This window comes from Dokdonella sp. (assembly GCF_051958935.1).
Lineage (GTDB): Bacteria > Pseudomonadota > Gammaproteobacteria > Xanthomonadales > Rhodanobacteraceae > Dokdonella_A.
On sequence record NZ_JBQCFP010000185.1, the window covers coordinates 1 to 12,779 of the forward strand.

The window sequence follows — 12,779 nt, forward strand, 5'->3', positions numbered from 1 at the left end:
CCACCGACGTGCAGGTTTACTTTTGCGATCCGCAAAGCCCTTGGCAACGTGGCACCAACGAAAACACTAACGGTTTGCTCAGGCAGTACTTTCCCAATGGAACGGATCTTTCCGCTCACTCGCAAGCAGCATTGAACAAGATTGCACTACGCTTGAATCAACGGCCCAGAGAAACCTTGGGCTTCAGAACGCCGGCCGAGAGGCTGAGCGCCGCTGTTGCATCGACCGGTTGAGCTCGCCGTTTCCAGGCTTCGGTTTTCCACGTCACCGCATCGCCGCGGCGGTACGCGCGCAGCGCGTGCCGCCGAAGCGCTTAGCCAAAGCGAAAGATGCATGTTTTCAGGCTTCGGTTTTCCACGTCACCGCATCGCCGCGGCGGGACTCGCGCTGCGCGCTCGACCCGCCCTACGCGCTCGACCGAACGCTTCGATATCGTGTAGGGCGGTACGCGCGCAGCGCGTGCCGCCGAAGCGCTTGGCCAAAGCGAAAGATGCATGTTTCCAGGCTTCGGTTTTCCACGTCACCGCATCGCCGCGGCGGGACTCGCGCTGCGCGCTCGACCCGCCCTACGCGCTCGACCGAACGCTTCGATATCGTGCAGGGCGGTACGCGCAATGCGCGTGCCGTCGCCCACGCCGGTCCCGCGGCGCAAGCAAAAGCTTGCAACACGAAGCACACGGAGCACACGAAGAACCGAAAACGAGAAAGGCTCATGGACCGGAAGTCGCGCAAAACGGGAACGCGGCCAGAGGTAAGGGAAAACGCTATTGCTCGTATGCCCTATCCGCATCGTGTTCCAACTTTGCTCGACGCGATGCCCCGCATCAGGCTTTCGAATCGGCCTCTCGTCGCGCGTCGCGCGGGCGCGCGCGGCGCATGCGCTCCTGCAGCCGGGTGCGCAGCGCGGCGAGGTCGCGCGCGTGCGCGCGGCGCGCCTCGGCGTCGCGGATGTCGGCTTCGAGCGCGCTGCGGAAGCTGCAGAAGTCCGCGTAGGCCTTGCGCACGTGGCGCATGCGTTGCAGCAGCAGTTCGAGCAGGATCGCGTCGTCGAGCAGGCCGATGACCTCGATCTCGTCCGGGATGAGGTCGTCCGGATCGCTGAAGTAGACGAGCGTCCCGACGATGTCGGCGCGCTCGGGCCCGGACAGCGCCCACGCCTCGTCCTCGAGCATGACGATGAGTTTCTGCACTTCGACCACGCGCTTGCGCACGAACGCCGGCACGTCGGCGGTGTTGAGATGGTCCAGCGCGTACTTGGCCGCCTCGATCACCTCGAATTCGTCCGCGCACGCGGCGGCGCGGCGCGCACGCGCGAGTGCGGCGTGGAAACGCTCGATGTCGGCAGGTTCGAGTTCGAGGCTGATCCGCATGTGCTTCCCCGCAGCGCGGCCATGACCGCCGGTCGTCGTCGCCGCTCCCCGGAAAGCGGACTGTACCGCGTGCGTCGATGAGCTGCACACCCGAAGGTGGCTCGCGCCGCTGTGCCGGTGTCGCGACACACCCGCGCGCCATCTCGCGGACAGCAGCGTTACCATGGCGCCACCCGCGGAGGGTTCAAGGGCGGTCATGCCGCTTAACGCTCCAGCCAAGCATCCCACCGATGCCGCGCCCGACGGCCGCGTGACCCTGCTTTGCATCGATCTCGTCGACAGCACGGCGTTGATCCAGGCACTCGGCGATGGCCGCGCCGGTGTCGTGCTCGCGCGCTTCGCCGATGCGGCGCGCGAACGGTTCCTTGCGCGCGGCGGGCGCGAGATCGACCACACCGACGGCTTCCTCGTCCTGTTCACCGGGCCCGTCGCCGCGCTCGCGACGGCGCTGGACCTGCATGCGCGCATCGCCGGGCTCGCGCGCGACCATGGCATCCGCCTCGGCGCGCGCGCGGGCATCCACTGCGGCGAGGCGATCACGCGCGAGAACACGCCCGACGCGATTGCGCTCGGCGCCAAGCCGCTCGAGGTCGAAGGCCTCGCGAAGGCGATCTGCGCGCGCGTGTGCAACCTCGCCGGCGCCGGCCAGACCCTGCTCACCCACGACGCGTTCGAGGAAGCGCAGTACGCTCGGCGCGACGCGTTCGACGACCCCGCGCGTCTGCGCTGGCTCAGCCATGGCCTGTACACGCTCAAGGGCGTCGACGACGCACTGCTCATCCACGAGGTCGGCCACGAAGGCCGCGCGCCACTGACGCCACCGCAGGACATCGACAAGGCGCGCCACCTGCGCGACGACAACCTGCTCACCGGCTGGCGCGCGGGCGCGGGCCAGGAAATTCCCGGGCGCGCGGGATGGGTGCTCGAGCGCAAGCTCGGCGAAGGCGGCTTCGGTGACGCCTGGCTGGCGCGCCATGCGGCGAGCGGCGAAGAACGCGTGTTCAAGTTCTGCTTCCAGCTCGGCCGCCTGCGTTCGCTGCAACGCGAGGTGACCTTGTTCCGCCTGCTGCGCGGCGCGCTCGGCGAACGCGACGACATTGCGCGCATCATCGACTGGCGCGTCGACGAGGCACCGTACTGCATCGAGTCGGAGTACTACCCCGCGGGCGACTTCGCGAGCTGGGCCGCGGCGAGCGGCGGCCTGGACGCGATCGCGCTCGACACGCGCATCGGCCTCGTCGCCGAGGTCGCCGATGCACTCGCCGCGGCGCATGCGGTGGGCGTGCTGCACAAGGACGTCAAGCCCGGCAACGTGCTGGTCGCGCGCGGCGCGGATGGCAAGCCGCATGCGCGTCTCGCCGACTTCGGCATCGCCAAGCTGAGCGCCGGCAGCCGCTACCGCCACGGCCGCGGCATCGTGCCGACCGGCATGACCGCCGCGCTCGCGCTCGGCGAGAGCAGCCGCTCGCTCGGCACGCGCATGTACATGGCGCCCGAACAGATCGAAGGCCGCGAGGCCACCACCTATGCCGACGCATACGCGGTCGGCGTGCTGCTCTACCAGGTGGTATGCACGGACTTCGGCAAGTCGCTCGCGCCGGGTTGGGAACGCGACGTCGACGACCCGCTGCTGCGCGAGGACATCGCCGGCCTCATCGCACGCGATCCGTCGGCGCGCATCGGCAGCCTCGAACAACTCGCCGCGCGCCTGCGCGCGCTGCCGCAGCGACGCGCGCAGCGCGCGGAAGCGGAACGCCGGCAGGCGCGTGAACTCAAGCGACGGCGGCGGCGGCGCTGGCTCGCGCCTGCGCTCGCGCTGCTGTCGGTGCTCGTGATCGGCCTCGCATGGGGCATGCGCCGCGTCAGCCTCGAGGCGCAACGCGCGAACCGCGAGGCCGCCACCGCGCGCGCGGTGACCGGTTTCCTCGTCGACCTGTTCAGGCAGGCCGACCCCGAACACACGCGCGGCGAGCAATTGACCGTGCGCGAGGCGATCGACCGCGGCGCCGCAAACGTGCAGGACAAATTCGCGATGCAGCCCGAGGTGCAGGTGCCGCTGCTTTCGGCGATCGGCCAGGTCTACCTCGCGCTCGGCCTGTTCGACCAGGCACAGCCGCTCCTGCAACAGGCGCTCGGTGCGGACGACACCGTACTGCCGCGCGGTTCCGACGAACGCGCCGAACTGCGCCTTGCATTGCAGGACACCGAGGACGCACTCGGCCACTACCCGCGCGCGCTCGAACTCGGCCAGGAAGCACTGCGCGAAGCGCAGGCGCTGCACGGCGACGACAGCCTCGCCGCGGCACGCGCGCGCATCGCAATCGGCAACTCCTACAACGGCGAGCACGACGCCGAACCCGCGGCGCACCATCTCGAAGAAGCGGTCGCCACGCTCGCCGAGATCGCCCCGCGCGGCGACGACCATGCCGAGGCGCTGTGGAAGCTCGCGGTCAGCTACATCTACCTCGGGCGCGAGGACGACGCGATGCGCGTGCTGGAGCAGTCGCTCGGCATGCTGCGCGAGCACCCGCAAGGCAACCAGACCTCGATCGCGGCCGTGTACGAGACGATGGCCGGTGTCGAGCGCAACCGCGGCAACTTCCGCGCGGCGCTCACGCGCCTGCGCGCGGCGGAGAAGATCTACCTCGACCTCGATCTGGGCGAACACACCTCGTACGCGAGTGACCTCTTCAGCATCGCCAATGCGCAGTCGCTGCTCGGCGAGTTCGAAGGCGCGCGGCGCGACTTCGCGGCGAGCCTCGCAATCTACCGCAAGGCGTTCGGCGACCAGCCGTATCCCTCGTACGCGCTCAACCTCAAGGCGCTCGGCGGCACGCTGGGCAACCTCGGCCGCCATGCCGAGGCACTGCCGCTGCTGCGCGAAGCGGCGGCGCAGTACGCGCGCCTGCCGAACCTCGCCGCCGCCAACGTGCCGCGCATGCAGGGCATGATCGGCCTCGCCGAGGTCGGCAGCGGCGACGTGGAGCGCGGCCTCGCCGATGCGCGCGCTTCGGTCGAGGCGCTCGCCACGATGGCGGAGGCTGCGCCCGGCGATGAGGACGCCGCAGCGAACTACGTCGAGGCCGCGCTGACCGCCGCCGATGCCGAGCAGCTCGCCGGTCGCGCGGACGCCGCGCAGCGCACCTGCGACGAAGCGCTCACGCGCGCGCAGGCGCTGCTGCAGCGGCCGTTGATCTACAACCGCGTGCGCCAGGCCAAGCTGCTGTTGTGCGCCGATCGCGCCGCCGACGCGACGACGTTGCTGCAGCAGCTCGACGCGTCCGGCTACCACGACCGCTTCCTCGATCGCCTGCGCCGGGCCGCCGGCATCGCGCCGATGGCTACCGATGTCGCCGCGGCGGTCGACTGACCGGCGGGGGATTGCATTCCCACCCGTCGATCGAGCAAGTTGCGCGTTCCGGCACGACCCTGCGAGGCAGCATGAACGCACGCGGTACCACGATCGTCGGCGGCGGGCTCGTCGGCGCCCTGCTCGCGACGCTGCTCGCCCAACGCGGCTTTTCGGTCGACGTGTTCGAGCGGCGCCCGGACCCGCGCAAGGCCGGCTATGCGGGTGGCCGCTCGATCAACCTCGCGCTCGCCGAGCGTGGCCTGCACGGGCTGCGCCTCGCCGGCCTCACCGAGGAAATCATGCGCCTCGCGGTGATGATGCGCGGGCGCATGGTGCACCACCGCGACGGTCACACCGAGTTGCTGCGCTACGGGCGCGACGACAGCGAGGTGATCTGGTCGATCAGCCGCGGCCGCCTCAACATCGCGCTCATCGACGCCGCCGAACGCTCCGGCGCGCGCTTCCATTTCGATCGCCGCCTCGTCGGCGCGGAATTCGCCGACGGCGTCGCGCTGTCCTTCCACGACGACATCGCCGGCATCACGCACGACCATGCCTGCGACTACGTGCTCGGCGCCGACGGTGCCGGTTCGGCGCTGCGCGCGGCGATGAACGCGCGGCGTGCACTCGGCGAGCGGGTCGAGGAACTCGGGCATGGATACAAGGAGTTGGAGATTCCCGCGGTCGAAGCGCGGGCCGATGGCCGAGGGCCGAGGACTGAGAACCAGGCTCCGCATGCCGCACCTGCTTCGCAGCGCTCGCCTCTTATCACCGACCCCGCGCTCTTCGCCCTGGAACCCCATGCCCTCCACATCTGGCCGCGCGGCGCCTACATGTGCATCGCGCTGCCGAATGCGGAAGGGAGCTTCACCGTCACGCTGTTCCTGCCCAATGCCGGCGACCCGAGCTTTGCGACGGTCGCGACGCCCGCCGCGGCACGCGCGCTGTTCGCACGCGACTTCGCCGACCTGCTGCCGCTGATTCCCGAGCTCGAACAGGACTTCGGCGCGAATCCGGTCGGCGTGCTGTCCACGCTCTATCTCGACCGCTGGCATCTCGACGGCCGCGCGCTGCTGCTCGGCGATGCCGCGCACGCGATCGTGCCGTTCCACGGCCAGGGCATGAACTGCGGCTTCGAGGACGCGGTGGAACTCGCCGCCCTGCTCGACGAACACCGCGACGACCTCGCCTGGACGTTCGCCGAATTCGAACGCCGCCGGCGCCCGAACGCGGAAGCGATCGCGAAGATGGCACTCGAGAACTACGTCGAGATGCGCGATTCGGTCGCCGACTCGGGCTTCCTGCTGCGACGCGAACTCGGCCGCGTGATCGCGGGTCGCCACCCGGCCCGCTTCGTGCCGCGCTACTCGATGGTCACGTTCACGCGCATGCCGTACGCGCAGGCGTTCGCGCGCGGCGCGGTCCAGGACGCGCTGCTGCACGAACTCACCGCCGGCATCGATCGCATCGACGACGTCGACCTCGAGCGCGCCGACCAGCTCGTGCGCGAGCGCCTGTCGACACTGGACGCGGCGTGACCTGCCGCGCCGACGCCGGCTTCGATCGGCGGCGGCGCGCCTTCGACCTCCTGCGCGGCGCGCTCGACGCCGCCGAAGCGGACCTCGTCACGCGGCTTCGATCGGACCCGATCTTGGCGGACGCGTTCGAGTGAAGCCGTTCGTCGCGTCATCGCGGCGCGCTGCCTTGCCGCCGCGCCGCCCGCTTGGGGCATCGCGCCACATGGCGTTGCGGCGCGCCTGCCGCTAGCATGCGCGCGGCATGCCGCACGCTTCGCGCCAGCCCGAGGACCATCGCGACCGCCCCGCCCTGCTCGAAGCACGCGGCCTGGCGCTGTCGCGCAATGACGAGCCGGTCTTCGGGCCGCTCGACTTCGCCCTGCACCCGGGCGAGGTCGTGCTCGTCGAGGGCGACAACGGCGCCGGCAAGACCACCCTGCTGCGCGTGCTGTCGGGCCTGCTCGCGCCGAGCGCGGGCGAGATCCGCCTCGCCGGCGAACCGCTGACGCTCGCGCGCCTGTCGCCGCAGGTCGCACTGCTCTCGCATGCGAATGGCCTCAAGCCCGAACTCACCGCGATCGAGAACCTGCGCTTCGCCGCCGGGTTGCTCGGCCTGCGCAGCGGCCTGTCGCCGACGACGGCGCTCGCCGGCGTCGGCCTCGCCGGCTACGAGGACGTGCCGACACGTCGCCTTTCGGCGGGCCAGAAGAAGCGCGTCGCGCTCGCGCGCGTGCTGCTCGCGCCGGTCGGCCTCTGGCTCCTCGACGAGCCGTACGCGAACCTCGACCGCGACGGCATCGAGCTCGTCAACCGGCTGCTCGAGAACCATGCCAATCGCGGCGGCGCGGCGCTGATCACCTCGCACGGCGCGTACGCGTATACCTCGGGCACGCCGCGGCGGATCGCCCTGCGCGGGAATACCGGTGCGATCGGAAGTGCCGGTGGGAGCAGCAGCTTCAGCCGCGATGCTCCTGCTCCGGAAATGCGCAACGGCAGAGCGGCTCCAGCCGCTCGCACGGACGGTTCGGACAGCGAGGGACGCGCATGAAACCCGGCTCGACCCTCGCCGCCTGCACCGCACTCGTGCGCCGCGATCTCACGCTCGTCTGGCGCCGGCGTGGCGACGCCGCCAACCCGATCCTGTTCGCGCTGATCGTCGTCGCGCTGTTTCCGCTCGCGCTCGGGCCCGAACCCGAGCAACTGCGCCGCATCGCCGCAGGCGTCGTGTTCGTCGCGATCCTGCTCGCCGGCCTGCTCGCGCTCGACACGCTGTTCCGCAGCGACTACGAGGACGGCTCGCTCGAGCAGCTCGTGCTGTCGCCGCATCCGCTGTCGTTGCTGCTCGCGTGCAAGATCGCGGTGCACTGGCTGACCACCGCGCTGCCGCTGATCGTGGTATCGCCGCTGCTCGGCGAGCTGCTTCACCTTGCCGAGCCGCTGCGTGGCCTGCTGCCGCTCGCGCTGCTGCTCGCCACGCCGCTGCTGAGCCTGCTCGGCGCGGTCTGCGTCGCGCTCACGGTCGGCATGCACCGCTCTGGTATGCTGCTCGCGCTGCTCGTGCTGCCGCTGTACGTGCCGGTGCTGATCTTCGGCGCGGGCGCCTGCAACGCGGCGCAGGCGGGCCTGCCGTTCGCCGCGCCGCTGCTCTGGCTCGGCGCCGCGCTCGTGCTCGCGCTCGTGCTCGCGCCGCTCGCGTGCGCAGCCGCCCTCAGGATTTCCCTTTCATGAACGCGCCGACATGAACGCGCTGACCCTCTGGTTCCACAAGACCGGTTCGCCGCCGACCGCGTACCGGCTCGCCGGGCGGATCATGCCGTGGTGCTACGGCGTCGGCCTCGTGCTCGGCCTCGTCGCGCTCTACGGCGGCCTCGTGCTCGCGCCGCGCGACTACCAGCAGGGCGATGCCTACCGCATCATCTTCATCCACGTGCCGTGCGCGTGGATGGCCCTGGTCGCCTACTTCTTCAGGGCCGCCACTGCGTTCGTCGCACTGGTCTGGCGCATCAAGCTCAGCGAAGTACTGGCGATGGCCGCGGCGCCCGTCGGCGCCGCGTTCACCTTCATCACGCTCGTCACCGGCTCGCTCTGGGGCAAGCCGATGTGGGGCACGTGGTGGACCTGGGACGCGCGCCTCACCTCCGAACTCGTGCTGCTGTTCCTCTACCTCGGCGTGATCGGCCTGCACGCGGCGATCGAGGACCGGCGCCAGGCCGCACGCGCGGCCGGCTTCCTCGCGCTGATCGGCATCGTCAACATCCCGATCGTGCATTTCTCGGTCAACTGGTGGAATACGCTGCACCAGGGTTCGACCGTGCGCCTGATGGGGCCGTCGAAGATCGATGCCTCGATGATCTGGCCGCTGCTGCTGATGGCGCTCGCCACGCACGTATGGTTCTTCGGCAGCGTGCTCGCGCGCACGCGCATCGGCCTGCTCGAGCTCGACGGCGGCAAGGACTGGGTGCGCGCGATCGCGCTCGGCGAGCCGGAGGCACGCGCATGAACGATTTCCTCGCGATGGGCGGTTACGGCGGCTACGTCTGGGGCTCGTACGCGGTGTTCTTCATCGTGCTCGCGCTCGAGGCGCTTGCGCCGCGCGCGACGCGCCGCCGCGTACTCTCCGAACTTCGCGGACGCCTCAGGCGCCGCGGGCAACGCAACGAGCCTTCCGCATGACCCCGACCCGCAAGCGCCGTCTCATCGTCGTCTCGCTGATCCTCGCCGCCGTCGGCGTCGCGGCCGGCCTCACCGTGCTCGCGTTGCAGCAGAACATGACGTACCTGTATTCGCCGAGCGAGATCGCCGCCGGCCATGCGCCGTCCGGTGCGCGCTTCCGCCTCGGCGGCGTCGTACTCGAGCAGTCGATCCGGCGCGCGAAGGATTCACTCGAGGTGCACTTCATCGTCACCGACCGCTTCAAGGAGATGCCGGTCGAGTACACCGGCATCCTGCCCGACCTCTTCCGCGAGGGGCAGAGCATCGTCGCCACCGGAACGCTGCGCGACGGCCGTTTCGTCGCGACCGAAGTGCTCGCCAAGCACGACGAGAGCTACATGCCCAAGGAAGTGAAGGACGCGATCGAGAAGGCGAAGCAGGCGCACGCGGACACGCCCGCCGACTGAGCCGGACGGCGACCGCCGGGCGCGTACCTCTCACCTTTCCGCTAGGCCACGTGGCGCATATGACGGCGTCGGTGATCGAGCGTCTTGCCGCGCCCTGCGTGGTCGCGGACCTGCGCGATTGACGCGGCGATTTCACGCAGGCCGGGCTCGCGCAGCCGCGCCGGCAGGCGCGCTTCGCAACGATCGAAAGGCTCGCCGCCGATGCGCGCAGCGGCGAAGCACCGCATCGAAAGCGCGTCCACAGCGCGGGAGCCCGCCGCAGGACGGGGCTGCGCGCAAGCGGCGGGCTACAATCTTCTCCGGGCTTTCGGGGCATGACGAGCCGGATGAAGGACGACACCGCCGAGTTCGCCGAGGAATACACCGTGCGCGCGCGCGTCCGGCTGGCCGCGCGCGGCATCGTCCTCGGCGGGCTGGCGATCCTTGCGTGGAAGCGGTGGCTGTTGCCCGAGTTCGAGGCTTTCGTGGCGACCGCCCCGTGCCGCGCCGTGTTCGGCGCAAACGGCACGACGGTGCTCTGGTACGGCCTCTTCGCCGGCCTGCCGCTGCTCGTGTTCGCGCTGCTCGGGCTGACGCATGGCCGCCGCGGCCTGCGCATCCTGCACGACCGGCAGTTTCCGCCGATCGGTGAGAAAGTCCTGCGCCGCACGCGCATCCGCCGCGGTGCGGCGGCTCGCCGCATCGGCTGCATCCACCTGTTCACGCTGGCGCCGGCCATTGCGTTCGTGGTCTGGGGCGGCTTCCAGGCACATCGGTTCACGCGCGGGTTCCAGCCCGTGGACCCGCCATGTGCGCGCATGGCGCCTGCGCACGAGCCGTCATCGGTGGAGACGGCTCCGGTGCGGAGCGGCGAAGTGCGTCGCGGCTGACGCGCTCTTGCCGAGACGACACCGGGGGCCACGCCCGGGCGCATGATCGATCCGGCGTTGCGCGGTCATGCCGCACCGGGCGCGGTACTGTCCCCCGGCCAAGTCGCGTAAGCTTGCGGTTTCACCGTCCGTCCGCCGCGCAATGATCCCCGAACTCGGCCAATTCGCCCTGATCCTCGCCCTGCTGCTGTCGGTGGCGCAGTGCGCACTGCCGGTCCTCGGCGCGCAGCTCGGCAACCGCGCGCTGATCGCGGTAGCGCGGCCCGCGGTCGCCGGCCAGGCGGTGTTCGTCATGCTCGCGTTCGCGATCCTCACGTACGCGTTCGTCACGCAGGATTTCTCGGTCGCCTACGTCGCGCAGAATTCGAACTCGCTGCTGCCCTGGTACTACCGCTTCACCGCGGTGTGGGGCGCGCACGAGGGCTCGATGCTGCTGTGGGTGCTCGTACTCAACCTCTGGACCGTCGCAGTCGCCACGTTCAGCCGGCGCCTGCCCGACGACTTCATCGCGCGCGTGCTCGGCGTGCTCGGCTTCGTCAGCGCCGGCTTCCTGTTGTTCATGGTGCTGACGTCGAACCCGTTCCTGCGCGAGCTGCCGATGCCGGCGGACGGCAATGACCTCAACCCGGTGCTGCAGGACCCGGGCATGATCGTGCATCCGCCGATGCTCTACATGGGCTTCGTCGGCTTTTCGGTCGCGTTCGCGTTCGCGATCGCGGCGCTGCTCGGCGGCAACCTCGACGTCGCCTGGGTGCGCTGGGCGCGGCCGTGGACGAACGTCGCGTGGTCCTTCCTCACGCTCGGCATCGCGCTCGGCAGCTGGTGGGCGTACTACGAACTCGGTTGGGGCGGCTGGTGGTTCTGGGACCCGGTCGAGAACTCCTCGTTCATGCCGTGGCTGGTCGGCACCGCGCTGATCCATTCGCAGGCGGTGACCGAGAAGCGCGGCTCGTTCCGCGCCTGGACGCTGCTGCTCGCGATCTTCGCGTTCTCGCTGTCGCTGCTCGGCACCTTCCTCGTGCGCTCGGGCGTGCTCACGAGCGTGCATTCGTTCGCCGCGGATCCGAAGCGTGGCCTGTTCATCCTGAGCTTCCTCGCGATCGTGATCGGCGGTTCGCTGCTGCTGTACGCGCTGCGCGCGCCGAAGGTCGCCGGTGGCGAACCGTTCGCAGCGGCGTCGCGCGAAACCCTCCTGCTCGTCAACAACCTCATGTTCACCGTCGCCGCGGCGATGGTGCTGCTCGGCACGTTGTTCCCGATGATCGGCGATGCGTTCGATCTCGGCCGCATCTCGGTCGGTCCGCCCTACTTCGGCTTCATGTTCGTGCTGCTGATGCTGCCGGTCGTGCTGCTGTTGCCGTTCGGTCCGTTCGTGAAGTGGCGCAGCGGCGACTTCAAGACCGCGTTCGCGCACCTGCGCCCGGCGCTGTACGTGCTGCCCGCCGCCCTCGTCCTCGCGGCGTGGCTCCGTGGCGGCGACTTCTCCGCGTGGGGTCGCGCCTACTGGGGCGTCGCCGCATCGGTCTGGGTGGGCCTCGGCATCGTGCTGTACGCGCTGCACCGCTGGCGCTCGGCGCCGCGCGGGCGTCGCTACACGCCCGAGATGCTCGGCATGATCTGTGCGCATTTCGGCGTCGCGCTGTTCCTCGCCGGCGTGCTCGTGGTGGAAGCGACCAGCGTCGAGAAGGACGTGCGCCTCGCACCGGACCAGAGCGTGACGGTCGGCGCTCTCGCGTTCCGCTTCGACGGCGTGAAGGATGCGCAGGGACCGAACTTCCGCGCGCAACAGGGCACGATCAGCGTGCTCAAAGGCGGCAAGGTCGTCGCGACCCTGCATCCGCAGAAACGCATCTACGCCCGCAACCAGCAGCCGCAGACCGAGTCGGCGATCGACCCCGGCGTGTTCCGCGACCTCTATGTCGCGCTCGGCGAACCGGTCGGCGACGACGGTGCGTGGGCAGTGCGCGTCTACGTCAAACCGTTCGTGCGCTGGATCTGGCTCGGCGCGCTGTTCATGATGTTGGGAGGCCTGATCGCCGCGGCCGACCGCCGCTTCCGCCGCCTGCCCGAGCCGGCACCGGTGCCCGCCGACGCGAACGCGACGAAGGCCGTGACGAGCGTCGTCGGAGCGACCGCATGAACGCGCGCCTGTTGCCGTTCGCCGGCTTCCTGCTCGTGCTCGCGCTCCTCGGCTTCGGCATCTGGTGGAGCGGCACGCACGACCTGCGCGAGGTGCCCTCGCCGCTGATCGGCAAGCCGGCGCCGGCGTTCTCGCTTCCCCTGCTCGAGGATCCGTCGAAGTCGCTCGGCAGCAAGGAACTCGCCGGCAAGCCGTACCTCCTCAACGTGTTCGCGAGCTGGTGCGTCGCCTGCCGTGACGAGCATCCGATCCTCATGCGCGAAGGCAAGCGCCTCGGCATCCGCCTCGTCGGCTTCAACTACAAGGACCCGGCCGACGATGCCAAGCGCTGGCTCGCGCAGTACGGCAACCCGTACGACGACATCGTCGCCGACCTGCCCGGCGACGTCGCGATCGACTTCGGCGTGACCGG

Annotated in this window: 14 protein-coding genes; 12 read left to right on the plus strand and 2 right to left on the minus strand. The window is 70.1% G+C overall.

Features of this window, described 5'->3' with window-relative positions:
- Positions 1-233 (plus strand): IS30 family transposase (locus ACTHK2_RS17145; protein WP_440246955.1); only part of this gene is annotated, 233 nt, incomplete at its 5' end.
- Positions 234-824: 591 nt separating this feature from the next.
- Here the strand turns inward: ACTHK2_RS17145 and ACTHK2_RS17150 are convergent.
- Positions 825-1,370, minus strand: a complete 546-nt coding sequence (locus ACTHK2_RS17150) for a YkvA family protein (protein WP_440246956.1) — start codon at positions 1,368-1,370, stop codon at positions 825-827.
- A 196-nt stretch (positions 1,371-1,566) separates the two neighbouring features.
- On the opposite strand from ACTHK2_RS17150, the gene ACTHK2_RS17155 reads away from it, so the two are divergent.
- From ACTHK2_RS17155 to ccmE, 8 genes are all read left to right on the plus strand, one after another.
- Positions 1,567-4,740 carry a protein kinase domain-containing protein gene (locus ACTHK2_RS17155; protein WP_440246957.1) on the plus strand — a complete coding sequence of 1,058 codons (3,174 nt, stop codon included), beginning with the start codon at positions 1,567-1,569 and terminating at the stop codon, positions 4,738-4,740.
- Positions 4,741-4,811: 71 nt separating this feature from the next.
- Positions 4,812-6,260 carry an FAD-dependent oxidoreductase gene (locus ACTHK2_RS17160; RefSeq protein ID WP_440246958.1) on the plus strand — a complete coding sequence of 483 codons (1,449 nt, stop codon included), beginning with the start codon at positions 4,812-4,814 and terminating at the stop codon, positions 6,258-6,260.
- Positions 6,257-6,394 carry a hypothetical protein gene (locus ACTHK2_RS17165; protein WP_440246959.1) on the plus strand — a complete coding sequence of 46 codons (138 nt, stop codon included), beginning with the start codon at positions 6,257-6,259 and terminating at the stop codon, positions 6,392-6,394. Before ACTHK2_RS17160 ends, ACTHK2_RS17165 begins: the two co-directional genes overlap by 4 nt.
- A 107-nt stretch (positions 6,395-6,501) precedes the next feature.
- Complete coding sequence (gene ccmA, locus ACTHK2_RS17170; protein ID WP_440246960.1) at positions 6,502-7,287, plus strand: heme ABC exporter ATP-binding protein CcmA; 786 nt, start codon at positions 6,502-6,504, stop codon at positions 7,285-7,287.
- Positions 7,284-7,967, plus strand: coding sequence for a heme exporter protein CcmB (gene ccmB, locus ACTHK2_RS17175; RefSeq protein ID WP_440246961.1), 684 nt, complete (start codon positions 7,284-7,286; stop codon positions 7,965-7,967). The genes ccmA and ccmB overlap by 4 nt, the downstream gene beginning before the upstream one ends.
- A 10-nt stretch (positions 7,968-7,977) precedes the next feature.
- Complete coding sequence (locus ACTHK2_RS17180; RefSeq protein WP_440246962.1) at positions 7,978-8,739, plus strand: heme ABC transporter permease; 762 nt, start codon at positions 7,978-7,980, stop codon at positions 8,737-8,739.
- On the plus strand, positions 8,736-8,912 hold the full coding sequence (ccmD, locus tag ACTHK2_RS17185) for a heme exporter protein CcmD (RefSeq protein ID WP_440246963.1): 177 nt from the start codon (positions 8,736-8,738) through the stop codon (positions 8,910-8,912). Before ACTHK2_RS17180 ends, ccmD begins: the two co-directional genes overlap by 4 nt.
- The gene (ccmE, locus tag ACTHK2_RS17190; RefSeq protein WP_440246964.1) at positions 8,909-9,358 is read left to right on the plus strand and encodes a cytochrome c maturation protein CcmE; all 450 of its coding nucleotides are present in this window, start codon (positions 8,909-8,911) and stop codon (positions 9,356-9,358) included. Before ccmD ends, ccmE begins: the two co-directional genes overlap by 4 nt.
- Positions 9,359-9,399: 41 nt before the next feature.
- Here ccmE and ACTHK2_RS17195 read toward each other — a convergent pair whose 3' ends face one another.
- A complete protein-coding gene (locus ACTHK2_RS17195; protein ID WP_440246965.1) occupies positions 9,400-9,600 on the minus strand; it encodes a hypothetical protein in 201 nt (66 codons plus the stop codon).
- An 84-nt stretch (positions 9,601-9,684) separates the two neighbouring features.
- Between ACTHK2_RS17195 and ACTHK2_RS17200 the strand changes: the two genes are divergently transcribed.
- The 3 genes from ACTHK2_RS17200 to ACTHK2_RS17210 form a co-directional block, all read left to right on the plus strand.
- The gene (locus ACTHK2_RS17200) at positions 9,685-10,227 is read left to right on the plus strand and encodes a hypothetical protein (RefSeq protein ID WP_440246966.1); all 543 of its coding nucleotides are present in this window, start codon (positions 9,685-9,687) and stop codon (positions 10,225-10,227) included.
- Positions 10,228-10,369: 142 nt separating this feature from the next.
- Positions 10,370-12,367 carry a heme lyase CcmF/NrfE family subunit gene (locus tag ACTHK2_RS17205; RefSeq protein WP_440246967.1) on the plus strand — a complete coding sequence of 666 codons (1,998 nt, stop codon included), beginning with the start codon at positions 10,370-10,372 and terminating at the stop codon, positions 12,365-12,367.
- On the plus strand, positions 12,364-12,779 hold a 416-nt coding region (locus ACTHK2_RS17210; RefSeq protein WP_440246968.1), incomplete at its 3' end, for a redoxin family protein. The genes ACTHK2_RS17205 and ACTHK2_RS17210, both read left to right, overlap by 4 nt.